This is a genomic window from Thermaerobacillus caldiproteolyticus, assembly GCF_015326725.1.
Taxonomy (GTDB): Bacteria; Bacillota; Bacilli; order Bacillales; family Anoxybacillaceae; genus Thermaerobacillus; species Thermaerobacillus caldiproteolyticus.
This window is the reverse complement of sequence record NZ_CP064060.1, coordinates 2,424,616-2,441,880: the sequence shown is the minus strand read 5'-3', so window position 1 is coordinate 2,441,880 and position 17,265 is coordinate 2,424,616. Positions and strand designations below refer to the sequence as shown.

The window sequence follows — 17,265 nt, the reverse complement described above, 5'->3', positions numbered from 1 at the left end:
AATAAAAATTTTTAAAAAATTGAGAATTTAAATAAGGTATACTATAATGGGAATGTAACCACTTACATAAGGGGGAATTGGGGAATGAAAGTTGAAACACTGCCAGTCATACAAGGGGATTACAATTTAAAAAACTATGAAGAAACCTACCAAAACTTCGACTGGTCAGAAGTAGAAAAGCAGTTTTCATGGTCGGAAACCGGTCGAGTGAATATGGCGTACGAAGCGATTGACCGCCATGCGGAAACATTCCGTAAAAATAAAGTGGCTCTTTATTATCGTGATGCGTCAAGGGAAGAAAAATATACCTTTAAAGAAATGAAAGAATGGTCGAATAAAGTCGCGAACGTCTTAAAGCAAGTGGCTGATGTCGAAAAAGGAGACCGAGTGTTTATTTTTATGCCGCGCTCTCCAGAATTATATTTTGCTATGCTTGGAACGATTAAAGTTGGAGCCATTGCTGGGCCATTATTTGAAGCTTTTATGGAAGGAGCGGTGCGCGATCGGCTAGAGGATAGCGAAGCAAAAGTGATCGTGACGACTCCAGAGCTTCTCCCGCGCGTTCCGGTGAATGATCTACCTGCGTTAAAATATGTTCTGTTAGTCGGTGATGACATTGTTGAGGAAGGTCCGTATATCGACTTAAAGAAACGAATGAACGAAGCAAGCAAGCATTTTGATATTGAATGGGTCGACAGGCAAGATGGGCTCATCTTACATTATACATCAGGATCGACGGGAAAACCAAAAGGGGTTTTGCACGTTCATAACGCGATGATTCAACATTATCAAACAGCTAAATGGGTGCTTGATTTAAAAGAGGATGACGTATATTGGTGTACAGCTGATCCGGGATGGGTAACAGGAACTTCGTACGGTATTTTTGGTCCATGGCTTTGCGGGGCATCTAACGTTGTTGTCGGTGGACGCTTTAGTCCGGAAGCATGGTATAAAACGATTGAAGACTATGGTGTTACCGTTTGGTATAGCGCGCCAACTGCATTTCGTATGTTGATGGGCGCAGGCGATGAAGTGGTGAAAAAATTTGATTTAAGCTCGCTTCGTCACGTGTTAAGCGTCGGGGAGCCATTAAACCCGGAAGTCATCCGTTGGGGAATGAAAGTGTTCCAGCGTCGCATTCACGATACGTGGTGGATGACCGAAACAGGAGCGCATCTCATTTGTAACTATCCATGCATGGAAATTAAACCGGGATCAATGGGAAAACCGATTCCGGGGGTGAAGGCAGCAATTATTGACGACCAAGGAAATGAGCTGCCGCCATATCGCATGGGGAACTTGGCGATTAAAAAGGGTTGGCCATCGATGATGAAGAAGATTTGGAACAATCCACAGAAATATGAATCCTATTTCATTGGTGATTGGTATGTTTCCGGAGATTCCGCGTACATGGATGAAGATGGATATTTTTGGTTCCAAGGACGCGTTGATGATGTCATTAATACATCTGGTGAGCGTGTGGGCCCGTTTGAAGTCGAAAGTAAGCTTGTCGAACATCCAGCCGTAGCGGAAGCTGGAGTCATTGGAAAACCAGATCCGGTTCGTGGTGAAATTATTAAAGCGTTTATTTCGCTCCGTGATGGATATGAGCCTTCTGAAGAATTGATTGAAGATATTCGTGAATTTGTGAAAAAAGGGTTGGCCGCTCACGCAGCGCCGCGCGAAATTGAGTTTCGTGATAAGCTTCCAAAAACGCGCAGCGGAAAAATTATGCGCCGTGTCTTGAAAGCATGGGAATTGAATTTACCGACAGGAGATTTGTCAACAATGGAAGACTAAAATGATACCCCCTCGATAGTTGATCGAGGGGGTATCTATTATTGTGACGATTCTGTAGGAGGGGGAGCGTTGCCTGAATTTGTTTCTTCAGACGGCTTAGTTGGACTTGATGATTCCGGCTTGCTTGGATTCGAAGTTGATGACTTCGGTTCAGATAGCTGAATGATGTTGGAGCGCGATGATTCTTTTCCTGCAATATCAACAGCTGTCACATAATATACGCCGCTTGCGGAACGGATGGAAAACGATAATGGTTGCCCAGCTTTAATCGTTGCTACAATGCGAAATGGTGCCCCTTCCCGTTCCGATCGATATACGCGGTAGCCAATGACATCATTTTCGTAGTGGGAAGACCAACGGATAGCTCCATTTATTAGATGAATGGTGAGCGGGCTTGGATTCTTTCCGTTTTCAGGTAGTTGGCCAGCAAACAGCGTCGTTGCCCATTGACCTGATTTTGGAAGGAGCTTTGTTACATCGCGTACGTGACTGATTCCTAACTGGCTTAACAATCGTTCATCCAACATTACCCCTCTAGTTGTAAATTCACGTGGGGTGGTGTCGAGTGCCGCATACCGTTTTCCGTTTACTTCAACAAAAATCCCTTCTGTTAAATAGGTTTCTCCATTCTTCGGTGTGAATTTTGTATTGTACAAGTCATAGCTCACTAACCCTGCTTTGGCACATAAGCCGGACGGAACAAGTCCGGAAATTGTACAATACGCGCGTCGGACAATTCCACCCGGCATATTGAACCGTTTTTTCGGCGCGATTAAATCCGGCTTTACGTCATAAGCAGCGTTCATCAGTTGTGCCCATAACAATAAATTTCGTTTGCTATAGGATAGCCCTTTATATTTGAGCTGTAACGGTGCTGGCGTATCATATCCCATCCAAACACCGAATGTGACATTCGGATTTGTCGCGACAAACCAGGCATCTTTATTATCTTGTCCGGTTCCTGTCTTTCCAGCCCAATCAGCTTGAAACTTTAAGTAATATGGGAGGGATGCTGCTGTTCCTTGGCGAATTACATCCCGCATCATGTCGATCGTTAAGTACGATGTTTGCGGAGAAAAGACAGGGACAGGATTGCTTTTATGTTCATAGACGACTTGTCCATCTTTTGAAACAATTTTTTCAATTAAATAAGCATCGACAAACGTTCCGTAGTTTCCGAATGTTGCATATGCGTTAACGTTTTCTTCCACAGTCACTCCTTTGGTTAAAGCGCCGAGCGCCATCGATAAGTTCGTTGCATCCGTTTTTGTTAAGCTTGTAAAGCCCATTTTTTCTAAATATGTTATCGGGTGTTGATTGATGATTTTCATATATGTGCGCACGGCTGGAATATTATATGAGTATTGCAGAGCACGCCGAGCAGATACCAATCCATGTGTTTGCCGATCAGCGTTTTTTGGACTGTAGGTGCCGCTTGCCGTTTTTACATATAGCTCAACGTCAGGAATGACAGAGCCTGGTTGAATTACTCCCATCTCCATAGCTGGAGCATAGACTAAAAGCGGTTTCATTGTTGAACCGTTTGAGCGATATGCCTGTGTTGCGTGATTTAACTGTTGTCGGTGATAATCCCTTCCGCCAACAAAGCTAATGATTCGTCCAGTTTTATTTTCAATAAGCATTGCCCCGACTTCAACCGGCTCAGCTTTTGCAATGGTTTTTCCTGTTTTCTCATCTTTTACATATTTGATGATATCATTACCAAAATACGGGTATTTAGCGACAACAGCTTGCATGTGATCGTAAATATCCTTATCAATCGTTGTATAAATTTCATACCCATTCTGTCGAAGCTGTTTTTCCGCTCTCGCGAGATATTTGTGATAGAGCGAAGTGTTTTCGAGTAATTGTTTTTTCTCATAGCCGTCTTTTTTTGCTAAAACATCAGCTAAAATTTCTTTGGCGCGCTGTTCAATTTCCATTGTCAGCCATGGATATTTTTCGAACGGTGATGGCTTCGGTGGTGCAAAATGTTCAGCAACATTATACTGTAGAGCTTCTTCATATTGCTTGTCAGAAATATATCCCGCCCGTTTCATTCGGTTCAAAACGGTTTTCATCCGGTTTAACGCAGGGGAAAGATCGTCTTTGACTTTTCCATCACTTGTGAATGGTGTATATCCAAAGGGACTTTGTGGAAGACCAGCTAAAAATGCCGCTTGAGCAAGGTTTAAATCTTTGGCATCAACTCCAAAAACGCCCTGCGCGGCTGCTTGGATGCCGGCAATGTTGCGGCCGGACGAGTTTCTGCCAAAGGGAACGACGTTTAAATACGCTTCTAAAATTTCGTCTTTACGGAAAAACTTTTCGAGACGAAGGGCGATCAAGATTTCTTTCGCTTTTCTTTCAAATGATACTTCATTTGTTAAAATTTGATTTTTGACAAGCTGTTGTGTTAATGTGCTTCCACCTGTGCGTGTAGAAGAATTGGTGGCTTCCTGAAATAAAGCGCGGATTATCGCTTTTGGTACAACTCCACGATGTTCATAAAAATACTCATCTTCTGTGGCAATAATCGCTTTGATTACGTAAGGGGAGACATCCTGTAAATGCACTTCTTCCCTCTCTAAATCGGTGCGAAAACTCCCGAGATAGACGCGATTGGCAAAATAAATATGGGTCGTTTCTTCATAGTTATAAATATCTTGTTTCATTTCTTTGTACGAAGGAATTGGCATATCTTTAACTAAAGAAGCAAAATACCCAGCACCGACACCAAATGCAAAACAAATAGCGCAAATAAGTAAAATGATAAAGATAAGAAAAAGATTCCAACCGATTTCATACGTAATGCGTAAATAGCGCAGCGTTTTTTGAAGGGAGAACGTTTGTTTCTCTTGCTCCATAGGCATCCTCTCCATAAGAATAAAATAAAAATGACAGAACATTATGAAAATATATCGGTGCTTAAAAAGTAGTTTTATTATATCATATCCAATGTCTAATATTATGGTTTTTTGTCATTTTTTCTGAGTTGATTTGACAATCCCTCTTGATTATGATAAAAACATGTATATCAAAAAACATATCATCAAAGCGATGACAGGATTGAGTAGTGTTTATCTCCCTGTTTTCAGAGAGCTAGTGGTTGGTGCGAACTAGCACAAAGATAAGCATGAATTACCTCCTCGAGCATCTTTTGCGAACGGAGCGTCCAAGTAGCAAAAGACGGTGAATGCCGTTATCGGAATGAAGTGAGAAAGCGTTATGCTTTCTAAGTAGGGTGGTACCGCGATGTTAACTCGTCCCTTCGTTTTATTAGGGGCGGGTTTTTTATTTTTGCAAAAAGAGGTGAAAGAGATGGATTTATTGCAAGATTTACAGTGGCGTGGCCTTATTAACCAAGTGACTGATGAAGAAGGGCTTCGCAAATTATTATCAGAGGAAAAAGTAACGTTATATTCCGGATTTGATCCAACAGCCGATAGCCTGCATATCGGCCATTTGTTGCCGATCTTGACGTTACGAAGATTCCAATTAGCGGGTCATCAGCCTATTGCACTTGTTGGAGGAGCGACAGGGCTCATTGGTGACCCGAGCGGTAAAAAAAGCGAGCGCACGCTGAATGCGAAAGAAGTCGTCGTGCAGTGGAGTGAAAGAATTAAAGAACAATTGTCTCGCTTTTTAGATTTTGAGGCGGCGGACAATCCGGCGAAAATTGCCAACAATTATGACTGGATCGGCTCTCTTGATGTTATTTCGTTTTTGCGCGATGTCGGCAAACATTTTGGTATTAACTACATGCTGGCAAAAGAATCCGTTCAATCGCGCATTGAAACGGGGATTTCCTTCACTGAGTTCAGCTATATGATTTTGCAATCCCTTGATTTTCTAAAGCTGTATCAAAACGAAAACTGCCGGTTGCAAATCGGCGGCAGCGATCAGTGGGGGAATATTACGGCGGGATTGGAGCTTATTGGAAAAACTGAAGAAGAGGCGAAAGCGTTTGGACTCACAGTTCCGCTTGTTACAAAAGCGGATGGAACGAAATTTGGGAAAACAGAAGGCGGAGCGGTTTGGCTCGATAAAGAAAAAACATCTCCGTATGAGTTTTATCAATTTTGGATTAATACCGATGACCGTGATGTCATTAAATACTTAAAATATTTTACATTCCTATCAAAAGAAGAGATCGAACAGCTTGAAAAAGAATTGCAAGAAGCGCCGGAAAAAAGAGCGGCACAAAAAGCCTTGGCGGAAGAAATGACGAAACTCGTTCATGGCGAAGAAGCGTTGAAGCAAGCAATCAAAATTTCTGAGGCGCTCTTTAGCGGCAGCATTTCTACGTTAACTGCCGATGAGATCGAGCAAGGCTTTAAAGATGTTCCTTCTTTTGAATATGAAGGTGAAGAAGTCGCCTTAGTAGAGTTGCTTGTGGCAAGCAAGATTGTTCCGTCCAAACGCCAAGCGCGTGAGGATGTCACAAATGGGGCGATTTATGTCAACGGTGAGCGAGTGCAGGATGTAAATAAAGTGTTAACGAAGGAAGACCGTATTGAAGGACGATTTACTGTGATTCGTCGCGGAAAGAAAAAATATTATTTAATTCGCTATAAATAATGGGGCTCTTTTTTAAGGAGCCCTTTTTGATTATATCAAAATGGATATTTTGCTTCTCAGTCTCCTCGGCAGGGGAAAAGCACTTGCCCGTTGCACTTAATAGAGAGCCTGTGCTTTCCTATGAAAAAAACAATCCCTCTGGAATAATGTCCAGAGGGATGATAGGCATTAACGAGAGTAGAACTCAACGATTAATGCCTCGTTAATTTCAGCTGGTAACTCGGAACGTTCAGGTAAACGAGTATACGTGCCTTCCAATTTGTCAGCATCAAGCGTTAAATAGTCAGGTACGAAATTGTTTGCTTCAAGCGCTTCTTTAATTACTTGAAGGTTGCGAGATTTTTCGCGAACAGAAATCGTTTGACCAGGTTTTACGCGATAAGATGGAATATCTACGCGGTTTCCATCGACTAAAATGTGACCATGGTTAACAAGCTGACGAGCTTGACGGCGAGTGCGCGCAAAGCCTAAACGGTAAACAAGGTTATCTAAGCGAGATTCAAGAAGAATTAAGAAGTTTTCCCCGTGTTTACCAGGCATTTTGCCAGCTGCCTCGAACGTGTTACGGAATTGACGTTCGTTCACACCGTACATATGACGAAGTTTTTGTTTTTCTTGTAATTGTAAACCGTACTCAGAAAGTTTTTTGCGTTGACCTGGACCATGCTGACCTGGTGGGTAAGGGCGTTTTTGTAACTCTTTACCTGTGCCGCTTAAAGAGATCCCAAGGCGGCGAGAAAGTTTCCACATTGGACCTGTATAACGAGCCATTCAATGCTCCTCCTTTTGCTTTTATTTCAGGTAAAATAAAAGCAGACGTGCATCAACAATTATGGCCATTTTGTTTTCATGTATCCTCGCTCTAGCAGCTAAGAGTTACACGATACACCTCTTAAAAAGAGGAACAAAATGAGTCCATAAAGGTGATCACTAAGGCTGCTATATTTTACACAAAGGCTATTATATGATTTTTATAGACTAAAGTCAATATTTATTTACACTGCTTCAAAATAATATGATATAATAAAAGATGTAATTTTTTGAAAAATTTTTATTTATCTTTCCATATATAAGAAATATAGGTGTGGGTGAAGCGGGCCATGAAGACACAGGAGGAAAAGGTATATATATCCTTTAAGAAAAAGTTTTTCGATTGGTTCTTAGCGTATGATGATTACGATGATTTCTCAAAAGTCATGATGGGACTGCTTTTTTTGTTAAAGCAAGAACTCATGATTAAGGAAGCAACCTTTTTTCTGTTTGATCCGTTGAAGAAGCTACTTTATCCCGAAGTGACGACGAATGAAGAAGGACATTTTCATCACGTTCCACCAGATTATCTCGTATCAATGATGGACGAGACGAAACAACCACTGTACATTGATGAAGATGGACCGTACACAACCGCGCGAATGCTCCTCTATCTTCCTGAAGAGTTTATTGGAATTTTGCAATTGGTGTATGAGAAGCATCAATATTTTAGCGAATCGTTTCTTGAAAAAATAGAGAAGGATTTTTCACAGCTATTCAGCAAAATGAGAAAGATTTCACGAGGTCTTAGTGAAGAAAAACGATATGAGCGGCTCCATCATTTTACTGCAAAAATTCACTCATCAATGAAAATCGACGATGTGTTAGAAGAAATTATTTATACATTGAAGCAAGTGTATCCGTCATTTACATATTATTTATTTTTGTCACATGACAACCAATATCACGAGCATTTGCCAATCAAGCCGCTCGCTTTTGAAGAAAACGATGAGAATATGGCAGCAATGCAAGCATTTCTGACGGGAAAAATTCAGTTAAAGGACTCCATTCAACTCCGTCGTTCGATTTTGTATGCACCCATTAAAGGAGCACAAGGCGTTTATGGTGTGCTTGAAATTATTGCTCCCTATATTATGGAGTTTCCAAAAAGTGAAGTGAATTTTATTTCTTTATTGGCAAATACAGCGGGAAGCGCACTAGAAAATGCCCAACTATACGAACAATCGCGTAGGCTCGTCGCTGATTTGCAGCTCATCAACGAAACAATGCACCGTCTCAATGCGAATTTGCGCCTGCAAGATGCGTTGCAATTTATGGTACAGCAAATTAAACAATCATTTTGTGCTGAAGAAGTCGGCTTTTTCCTCTTTCAAGGTGCGAAAAAGAAACTGTTGCCCGGAAGCACACCGTTCTTTCAATCCCGCCAATCGAAAAAGTATATTGAATTCGTTGCGAAGCGAATCCAAACAGAACGGGATATGGTATTTTTGGGAGATGCCAAAATTCATACATCTCCATCCATTCCAGCATTTCGGTCGTTAATGGCTGTTCCGATGGTGCAGCACGGAGAGCTAAAAGGTTTTGCTGTCGTTTTGCATCGCCAGCCTTACCATTTTACATTTGAAATGTTTAAATTATTGCAGTCATTAATTCATCACTCTACTCTTGCGTTTACAAATGCGATGCTGCGCGAGGAATTAGAGAGACTCGTCATTACAGATTATTTGACAAAGTTATATTCGCGTCATTATTTAGACGAGCAAATAAAAAAATCGATGCACCGAGATGCGTTCGGTACGTTCATTTTAATTGACATCGACAATTTTAAAGAGATTAATGATACATATGGACATCAAACAGGTGATGCTGTAATCGTTCAAGTAGCCAACATCATTAAAGAAAATGTTCGCGACAGCGACATCGGCGCTCGTTGGGGCGGCGAAGAGCTGGCGATTTATTTGCCAAAAGTAGGGCTGACCACAGGAATTTCAATTGCGAATCGTCTCGCGGCAAAAGTGAGACAAGAAACGAGTCCTCCTGTAACGATTTCCTGTGGCGTTTCGTATTGGAAAAAAAATCGGCTAGAGGAAGCCAGTGAATTGTTTAAACGTGCGGATGAGGCGCTATATATGGCGAAAAGAACGGGAAAAAATTGTGTGTTTGTAAAAGACTATCATCATCAATATAAAGCATAAAAAGGAATCCGTTTCGCTTGGATTCCTTTCTTCACGTCTCTGTCTCATTATTATAATTATAATGAGGCGACAAGTGTTTCGACGAATTTTTCTAAATAATATTGGTCCACTTCATCAAAACGATTTTTCACAGGGCTGTCAATATCTAGTACTCCAATCACTTCGCCGTTTTTAATCATTGGTACAACAATTTCAGATTGGGATGCGGCATCGCATGCAATATGCCCAGGGAAAAGATGAACGTCAGCAACGCGCTCGGTTTTTTTGTTTTTGGCTGCGGTTCCACACACACCCTTACCGAACGGAATTCGTACACAAGCCGGCAGTCCTTGAAATGGACCTAGTACGAGCTCATCTCCTTCTGTTAAATAAAAGCCGACCCAATTAACTTTTTCTAAAAATTGATTTAATAGGGCAGAAGCGTTTGCTAAGTTGGCAATCGCATTCGGTTCTCCTTCGATTAACGATTTTAGCTGTTTAATCACTAATTCGTAATTTTCTTCCTTTGTTCCGTTATAGGCAGTAACGTGAAACAAAAGTATCGCCTCCCTGTTTACATATGCGCTTATTGTATGAGGAGTGGCAATGGATTGTCAAATAAAAAGTGCTTCTTTCACCATTGCCTCGATTCCTTGATGTAAATCGTTCGCACAATGTGCATCTGATCCGTAAACGATACGTATGTTGCGCTTCATTGCTTCATAAATGACCCAATCTGGAGGATAAGGTTGTAAGCAAAGAGGTTTGTGGACACCGGCACCGTTATAGTCTAGCTCATAACCTCGCTTTTCGATTTCATCAAGAATGTGTAAAATATGGTTGGTCATTTCCTTAGCACAAGGAAATTGCTTTTGAAACTTACGAACGAGTGTCATATGGCCGATGCGTTTCGGTTTATATCGACCGAGGTCGGCGCGAATCGACTGTAACACGGTTTCGTAATACGCTTCGTACACTTTTGTGATGGAGCCAAATGCGTCAACCATTGCTGCAAACATGTTGGGGCTATAATCTAAACAAAAAAATTGCTTACCGCATGAAAGAAAATGAACAGATAAAATGCTATCATCTAATTCAGGGCCGACTTCCTCAAGAAATCGCGCCGTCTCTTCTTCGTATCCGACAATAAAATCAACTTCTAACCCGATATGGATGGTAATATCCGCTTTATATTGCTTTTTTAGCTCACGGAGTGTCGATATATATTTATCCATATGTTCAAGCTTCATTGCGCTATCTTGGTGTGGGGTCGGATCAGAAAAAGTCAGAGGTAGCGGGGCGTGCTCGGTGAACGAAATTTCCTTATACCCTAAATGAATTGCACGTTCAATATACTGTTCGAACGAATCAGTGCTTCCATGCGGACAAAACGGCGTATGAACATGTCCGTCTCGCAAAGCAATCACTCCTTTCTTCGGCGTACGATGAAAAAAATGAGGATTTCTGTAAAAAAAATTAAAAATTTTGCTCAAAAAATGTCGTTAACATGGTATCATAAAAACATTGAAAAAACATTATCAAGATGTTTTTGCCTTCTCGATAAACTGTCATTTTATTTCTTTGACTAACTCGGGTGCAAGGGGGCTACTTATGGAAATCGCAGTAATGATTCTACTCCTTATGTGTGGAGTAATGATATATAATTACATTTATCGGAAGAGATTGTATCAAGAAATTGACCGACTTGAAGCGTGGAAAATTGCCATCATGAATCGGCCGATTACCGACGAGCTCTCCAAAGTCAAACGGCTCAATATGACAGGAGAAACCGAACAGTTATTTGAGCGCTGGCGCCACCAATGGGATGAAATTGTCGCTACACAACTTCCGATGGTGGAAGAAAAATTATTTGATACAGAAGAACTCCTTGATAAATACCGTTATCAAAAGGCAAAGGCGTTGCTAAGAGAGATCGAGCATACGCTTCGCAAAATCGAAGAAGATATTCAAACGATTCTTCACGAACTAGAGGAATTGGTTGGAAGCGAGGAGCAAAATCGTACCGAAATCGAAGAGCTCAAACAAATATATCGAAACGCGAAAAAGACATTGCTAGCCTATCGCCATACATTTGGAGATGCAGAAGTAAAATTAAACGAAAAACTTGACGAGATTCATAGCGAGTTTCAACGATTTGAAGATTTAACGAATTCCGGGAATTATTTAGCAGCGAGAGAAGTTGTTCTATCCTTAAAGCAAGAACTAAGCGTGTTCTCACAAATGCTTCATGACATTCCTGAGCTATTTAACGAATGTCAAACGACGATTCCTGCTCAACTTGCAGAGCTTTTAGATGGTTATAAGGAAATGAATGAATCAGGGTATATTCTTGATCATCTCCAGATCGAGCAAGAAGTCGCAGAAAAGCAAGAAAAACTACAACAGTACATCGAAATGATTCACGATCTCCGCGTGGAGGAAGCGAAACAAGCCATTGGAGAGATCAAAGAAGAGATTGACACATTATACGACTTATTAGAAAAGGAAGTCATCGCCCATCAATATGTCAAGGAAGAAGTTGGAAAAATTAAGGAACAGCTATATCAGTTGAGTGAAGAAGCGAAAGAAACGAGTGAAGAGACTTTATTTGTGCAACAAAGCTATCGCTTGTCTGCTCAAGACCTCGAAAAATATCGCAGCATTGAAAAACAAATTCATCAATTAGTAAAACGCTTTTCGCTCATTCAAGCTCGCATGATCGAAGAACAAACAGCCCATTCGATTTTAAAAGAAGAGCTTGAACAATTAGTGGCACAAATAAAAATGATGAAAGAAGAGCATGAGCAATTTCGCGACATGCTGCAAACGTTGCGAAAAGATGAATTAATTGCGCGCGAAAAATTAAGTGATATGAAAAAGAAGCTATCTGAAGCCATTCGTTTAGTGAAAAAAAGCCGGTTGCCGGGATTGCCGGAAGCATACAAATTACAGCTAGATGAAGCGAAAAATTTGCTGATGCGTGTCACGCTTCGCCTTGATGAAAAGCCATTAAATATGGAAGCCGTAAATCAAGCATTAGATGAGGCTGCTGTTTTTGTGCAACGGGTGTATGAGCGAACGACCGAAATGATTGAACAAGCGGAGCTAGTCGAGAAGGTCATCCAATATGGAAACCGTTATCGTCGTCGCTATTCGTCAGTCAAGGAAGGGCTTGAGGAAGCTGAGTTATCATTCCGTAACTACGATTACGAGCTAGCGCTAGAACAAGCGGTAGCGACTGTCGAAAAAGTTGAACCAGGTGCGCTGCAACGAATTCAACAATTGTTGGAAAAGGACGAGTCGAAACAGCTAAGTGAAAAAGGCAACCGATAAATATCTATCCAGATAGATATTTATCGGTTTTTTCGTGAATAATGTAAATGGTATGTTTTTGTTGCGATAAAGCGATTTTATTTTATATTATAAAAAACGGACTACCTGTTTATGTGAGCATGGACAATCGGAGGCTGTAGGTCATGATTTATTTAGATAATAGCGCAACGACAAAACCGTTTCCGGAAGTAGTTGACTCGTTTGTGACGGTTGCAACGAAATACTTTGGCAATCCGTCTTCTCTCCATGAACTAGGAATGAAAGCGGAACAGTTGTTGACGCAATCAAGGGAACAAATAGCGAAATCGTTAGGAGTAAAACCGAGTGAAATCATTTTTACTTCCGGGGGAACGGAAGCGAACAATTTTGCGATTAAAGGGGTTGCACTTACGTATCGCCATCGCGGTAATCATATTATTACAACGGCGATTGAGCATCCATCGATAGCGGAACCGTGTCGCCAATTAGAAGAGCTAGGGTTTGATGTAAGCTACTTGTCCGTCGATAAGACAGGACGGGTGAACATCGATGAATTAGTGAAAACAATTCGTGATGATACGATTCTCGTTTCGATTATGCATGTAAATAACGAAATTGGCTCGATTCAACCGATTGAGGAAATTGGTCAATTGTTAACACAATATCCGAAAATCCTTTTTCACGTCGATCATGTCCAAGGTATAGGGAAAGTTCCGCTCCAGTTTCATAAAGCGCATATTGACTTATGTACGATGTCCGCTCATAAGTTTCATGGTTTGCGTGGAGCAGGCATTTTATATGTTCGTGACGGTGTTCGGCTTTCTCCGCTTTTAGCAGGAGGAGGTCAAGAAATGCAACGACGTTCCGGCACAGAAAACGTAGCGGCGATTGTGGCAATGGCAAAAGCGTTACGGATGTCTTTAGAAAAATATAGGGAGCGTATTGCTTATTTATGGGATGTCAAGAAAACATGGATTCGGGAGCTGCAAGCAATCCCAGATATTCAGGTAAATACGCCCCTCGAGCACTCTGCACCGCATATTATTAATTTTTCATTAAATGGTTTAAAATCTGAAGTGTTTGTTCATGAACTGGCTAAACAAGACATTTTTGTTTCGACAACTTCTGCTTGTTCGTCGAAAAAGAAAGCACCAAGCAAAACGCTATTGGCGATGGGGGCGGACCAAAAACGAGCCGAAAGCGCCGTCCGCGTTAGTTTATCATTTGAAAATACATTGGAAGAAATTCCAATTGCCATTCGGGCTATGAAAGAGGCCATTCAAAAATTACAAGAGGTAACGAGGTAAGAGAGATGAAGTATGATCGCATTTTAATTCGTTATGGAGAAATGACCACAAAAGGACGAAACCGTAATCATTTCGTTGTTCATCTAAAACGAAATATTAAAAGAAAATTAAAGCGATTCCCCAATATAAAGATTGAGTCGATGCGTGACCGGATGTATATTTTACTGAATGGGGAACCGCATGAAGATATTATTGAACAGTTAAAAACGGTATTTGGAATTCATTCGTTTAGCTTGGCGATGAAATGCGAAAATGACCTTGAACAAATCAAGGCAACGGCATTGGCGGCTGTAGAGCAATTGCCGCATAAAGGAAAAACGTTTAAAGTGAGTGCCAAGCGGGCAGATAAGCAATTTCCGTTTAGCAGCAATGAACTCAATTATGAAATTGGCAGTTACATTTTACGAAATACAGACAGTTTAACGGTAAATGTGCATGAGCCAGATATTAATGTTCGGGTCGAAGTGCGAAAAGATGGAACATACGTAACGTGCCGCGATATTCCAGGAGCGGGCGGGCTTCCGGTTGGAACGAGCGGAAAGGCAATGCTCATGCTGTCCGGAGGAATCGACAGCCCTGTAGCGGGATATTTAGCGATGAAACGCGGCTTGAAAATTGAAGCAGTGCACTTTTTCAGTCCACCGTTTACGAGCGAACGCGCTAAACAAAAGGTGATTGATTTAGTGAAAAAACTAACGAAGTTCGGTGGAAAAATCAAACTCCATATTGTTCCGTTTACAGACATCCAGCAAGAGATTCATAAGCAAGTGCCGGATGGGTACTCGTTAATCTCATCTCGAAGAATGATGTTAAAAATTACGGATGCATTGCGTCAAAAATATAATGGACTTGCCATTGTGACAGGAGAAAGCCTTGGACAAGTTGCCAGTCAAACGCTGGAAAGCATGACGGTCATTAACGATGTAACAACAACACCGATTCTTCGCCCGCTTGTTTCGATGGACAAAACAGAAATTATTAAAATCGCGAAAGATATTGACACTCATGATATTTCGATTCTTCCATACGAAGATTGCTGTACCATTTTTACACCGAGTGCTCCAAAAACGAAGCCGAAGAAAGAAAAAGTGATTCATTATGAAAGTTTTATCGATTTAACTCCATTAGTAGAGGAAGCGATTGCTAATACGGAAACATTAGTGATTGATGAACAATTTGCCACGGTGGATGAATTCGAGCAACTATTCTAAATCTCAAAATTTACCAAAATGATCAATGCATGATTCCATGTGTTTTCACACACTCTATAGGTACAAGGAGGTGAAGACACATGGCACGCAATAACAACTCTAATCAATTGCTAGTTCCTGGAGCACAACAAGCTCTTGAGCAATTGAAATACGAAATCGCCCAAGAATTCGGCGTAAAATTAGGTGCTGAAACTACTTCACGCGCAAACGGTTCTGTTGGTGGAGAAATCACAAAACGTCTTGTTGCTATCGCGCAACAACAATTAGGCGGTTCTCAATTTTAATTGAATATTATGGCTACAGGGCGGGGTAATCCCGCCTTTATTATTTTAAAAAAATATACAAAATATTAAGATAATTTCGTATAATTGATTAAAGAAAACTTGATGCAAGGGGATGGGGAAATATGAAACGGGAAGATTTAATCGCTCCTGAACGCTATAATTTAACTTCTGAAATTGAAAAATACGCACAAGGTACTCCAAACAAAATTGCGCTAAAGTGGGAGAACGAACAGGGGGAAACGAGGGAAATTACATATGCCGAGCTTATGAGAAATGCGAATAAAATTGGAAACGCTTTACTTTCCTGTGGTTTGCAAAAAGGGGATAAGGTACTCATTATGGTGCCGCGCTTAATTGAAGCGTATGAAGTATATTTAGCCGCTTTAAAAGCGGGCCTCGTTGTCATTCCAAGCTCGGAGATGTTAAGAACAAAAGATTTACAGTATCGTATTTCGCATGGAGAAGTAAAAGCGATCATTGCGTATGAGCAATATGTCGAGCAGTTTAACCCGATTGAAAATATTCATCACATCGTCAAATGGCTTATTGGACAGCGAGAGGTAGATGGATGGCTTAACTTAACAAAAGCAATTGAACGTGAAAGCGCCGAACTCGTTGCTGCTGATACTTCTCGCGACGATATGGCATTTTTATCGTACACATCAGGAACGACGGGAAATCCAAAAGGAGTCGTTCATACGCATGGATGGGCGTATGCTCATTTACGTACAGCAGCAAAAAATTGGCTTTGCATTGAAGAAAATAACCTTGTATGGGCAACTGCGGGTCCGGGATGGCAAAAATGGATTTGGAGTCCATTTTTATCAACGCTCGGTTCAGGAGCAACAGGATTGGTCTACCATGGCCGTTTTGATCCGGAAAAATATTTTCAGCTTTTAAGTAAATATGAAGTGAATGTTCTTTGTTGTACGCCGACGGAATACCGCTTAATGGCGAAAGTGACAACGCTCAGAAACTATCAATTGCCGCATTTACATAGTGCCGTATCTGCGGGGGAACCATTGAACCGAGAAGTCATTGATACATTTGAAAAATATTTCAATATTCAAGTGCGAGACGGATATGGGCAAACAGAAAATACCTTGCTTGTTGGCGTTATGAAAGGGATGAAAATCAAACCGGGTTCGATGGGGAAACCGACTCCTGGCAATCATGTTGAAATCATCAACGAAAACGGTGAACCTTGCAAGGAGGGAGAAGTAGGAGATATTGCCGTCCATATCGAAACACCGGCCTTGTTTAAATATTACTATAAAGACCCTGAACGGACAGCGATGCAATTTCGTGGGAACTACTACATTACAGGAGATAAAGCGAAAAAAGATGAAGATGGATATTTTTGGTTTGAAGGGCGTGGTGATGATATCATCATCAGTTCTGGCTATACGATTGGACCGTTTGAGGTTGAAGATGCGCTCGTCAAACATCCGGCCGTCAAAGAATGTGCTGTTGTGGCAAGTCCGGATGAAGTGCGCGGTCATGTCGTAAAAGCGTTCATCGTGCTTCGCGAAGGGGTTGACACGAATGATCCAGCGCTCATCCCAGCGTTACAAGAGCATGTCAAACAACTCACTGCTCCGTATAAATATCCACGCAAAATCGAATTTGTTGATGAATTACCAAAAACGACATCTGGAAAAATTCGACGCGTCGAATTGCGCGAACGAGAAATGCGTCTTGCCCAACAGAAATAAGCATATAAAAGAGAGCTGTCCTATAAACGTTTTATCATATGCAGTCGTATAGTATTTAAAAAGGGCTTTCCCTTTGTTTTGGAGGGACAGCCCTTTTTCGTGGTCTTGTC

12 protein-coding genes and 1 other annotated feature are annotated in these 17,265 nt (G+C 41.2%); of the genes, 8 read left to right on the top strand and 4 right to left on the bottom strand.

Annotated features, from left to right (window positions below):
- Positions 1 to 84 precede the first annotated feature (84 nt).
- On the top strand, positions 85 to 1,800 hold the full coding sequence (acsA, locus tag ISX45_RS12195) for an acetate--CoA ligase (RefSeq protein ID WP_194519089.1): 1,716 nt from the start codon (positions 85 to 87) through the stop codon (positions 1,798 to 1,800).
- A gap of 38 nt (positions 1,801 to 1,838) precedes the next feature.
- Here acsA and ISX45_RS12190 read toward each other — a convergent pair whose 3' ends face one another.
- Positions 1,839 to 4,667, bottom strand: coding sequence for a transglycosylase domain-containing protein (locus ISX45_RS12190; RefSeq protein ID WP_194519088.1), 2,829 nt, complete (start codon positions 4,665 to 4,667; stop codon positions 1,839 to 1,841).
- A gap of 184 nt (positions 4,668 to 4,851) precedes the next feature.
- Positions 4,852 to 5,074, top strand: a binding site (T-box leader).
- Positions 5,075 to 5,121: 47 nt separating this feature from the next.
- On the opposite strand from ISX45_RS12190, the gene tyrS reads away from it, so the two are divergent.
- The gene (gene tyrS, locus ISX45_RS12185; RefSeq protein WP_194520697.1) at positions 5,122 to 6,381 is read left to right on the top strand and encodes a tyrosine--tRNA ligase; all 1,260 of its coding nucleotides are present in this window, start codon (positions 5,122 to 5,124) and stop codon (positions 6,379 to 6,381) included.
- Positions 6,382 to 6,549: 168 nt separating this feature from the next.
- On the opposite strand, the gene rpsD is transcribed toward tyrS, so the two are convergent.
- A complete protein-coding gene (rpsD, locus tag ISX45_RS12180; protein WP_181554732.1) occupies positions 6,550 to 7,152 on the bottom strand; it encodes a 30S ribosomal protein S4 in 603 nt (200 codons plus the stop codon).
- A 329-nt stretch (positions 7,153 to 7,481) separates the two neighbouring features.
- Here rpsD and ISX45_RS12175 point away from each other — a divergent pair, with 329 nt between their 5' ends.
- On the top strand, positions 7,482 to 9,347 hold the full coding sequence (locus ISX45_RS12175) for a diguanylate cyclase domain-containing protein (protein ID WP_181554731.1): 1,866 nt from the start codon (positions 7,482 to 7,484) through the stop codon (positions 9,345 to 9,347).
- A gap of 56 nt (positions 9,348 to 9,403) precedes the next feature.
- Here ISX45_RS12175 and ISX45_RS12170 read toward each other — a convergent pair whose 3' ends face one another.
- Positions 9,404 to 9,883, bottom strand: coding sequence for a GAF domain-containing protein (locus tag ISX45_RS12170; RefSeq protein WP_194519087.1), 480 nt, complete (start codon positions 9,881 to 9,883; stop codon positions 9,404 to 9,406).
- Between the two features lie 57 nt (positions 9,884 to 9,940).
- A complete protein-coding gene (gene hisJ / locus ISX45_RS12165) occupies positions 9,941 to 10,744 on the bottom strand; it encodes a histidinol-phosphatase HisJ (RefSeq protein WP_194519086.1) in 804 nt (267 codons plus the stop codon).
- A gap of 193 nt (positions 10,745 to 10,937) precedes the next feature.
- Between hisJ and ezrA the strand changes: the two genes are divergently transcribed.
- The 5 genes from ezrA (at position 10,938) to mbcS (ending at position 17,155) form a co-directional block, all read left to right on the top strand.
- Positions 10,938 to 12,659, top strand: coding sequence for a septation ring formation regulator EzrA (gene ezrA, locus ISX45_RS12160; RefSeq protein WP_194519085.1), 1,722 nt, complete (start codon positions 10,938 to 10,940; stop codon positions 12,657 to 12,659).
- 143 nt (positions 12,660 to 12,802) lie between these two features.
- The gene (locus ISX45_RS12155) at positions 12,803 to 13,945 is read left to right on the top strand and encodes a cysteine desulfurase family protein (protein ID WP_194519084.1); all 1,143 of its coding nucleotides are present in this window, start codon (positions 12,803 to 12,805) and stop codon (positions 13,943 to 13,945) included.
- A 5-nt stretch (positions 13,946 to 13,950) separates the two neighbouring features.
- The gene (gene thiI, locus ISX45_RS12150; protein ID WP_181554726.1) at positions 13,951 to 15,156 is read left to right on the top strand and encodes a tRNA uracil 4-sulfurtransferase ThiI; all 1,206 of its coding nucleotides are present in this window, start codon (positions 13,951 to 13,953) and stop codon (positions 15,154 to 15,156) included.
- Positions 15,157 to 15,236: 80 nt separating this feature from the next.
- Positions 15,237 to 15,440: an alpha/beta-type small acid-soluble spore protein gene (locus tag ISX45_RS12145; RefSeq protein WP_181554725.1), complete on the top strand. Its 204-nt coding sequence runs from the start codon at positions 15,237 to 15,239 to the stop codon at positions 15,438 to 15,440.
- Positions 15,441 to 15,562: 122 nt separating this feature from the next.
- Entirely contained in the window at positions 15,563 to 17,155 is a 1,593-nt protein-coding gene (mbcS, locus tag ISX45_RS12140) for an acyl-CoA synthetase MbcS (protein ID WP_194519083.1), read from the top strand.
- Positions 17,156 to 17,265: the final 110 nt, after the last annotated feature.

What these genes read in the sequence shown, in the direction of transcription:
- ISX45_RS12145 (WP_181554725.1), top strand. Translation starts at nt 15,237, where the DNA reads ATGGCACGCAATAACAACTCTAATCAATTGCTAGTTCCTGGAGCACAA.
- rpsD (WP_181554732.1), bottom strand. Translation starts at nt 7,152, where the DNA reads ATGGCTCGTTATACAGGTCCAATGTGGAAACTTTCTCGCCGCCTTGGG.
- ISX45_RS12175 (WP_181554731.1), top strand. Translation starts at nt 7,482, where the DNA reads ATGAAGACACAGGAGGAAAAGGTATATATATCCTTTAAGAAAAAGTTT.
- acsA (WP_194519089.1), top strand. Translation starts at nt 85, where the DNA reads ATGAAAGTTGAAACACTGCCAGTCATACAAGGGGATTACAATTTAAAA.
- ISX45_RS12155 (WP_194519084.1), top strand. Translation starts at nt 12,803, where the DNA reads ATGATTTATTTAGATAATAGCGCAACGACAAAACCGTTTCCGGAAGTA.
- thiI (WP_181554726.1), top strand. Translation starts at nt 13,951, where the DNA reads ATGAAGTATGATCGCATTTTAATTCGTTATGGAGAAATGACCACAAAA.
- mbcS (WP_194519083.1), top strand. Translation starts at nt 15,563, where the DNA reads ATGAAACGGGAAGATTTAATCGCTCCTGAACGCTATAATTTAACTTCT.
- tyrS (WP_194520697.1), top strand. Translation starts at nt 5,122, where the DNA reads ATGGATTTATTGCAAGATTTACAGTGGCGTGGCCTTATTAACCAAGTG.
- ISX45_RS12190 (WP_194519088.1), bottom strand. Translation starts at nt 4,667, where the DNA reads ATGGAGCAAGAGAAACAAACGTTCTCCCTTCAAAAAACGCTGCGCTAT.
- ezrA (WP_194519085.1), top strand. Translation starts at nt 10,938, where the DNA reads ATGGAAATCGCAGTAATGATTCTACTCCTTATGTGTGGAGTAATGATA.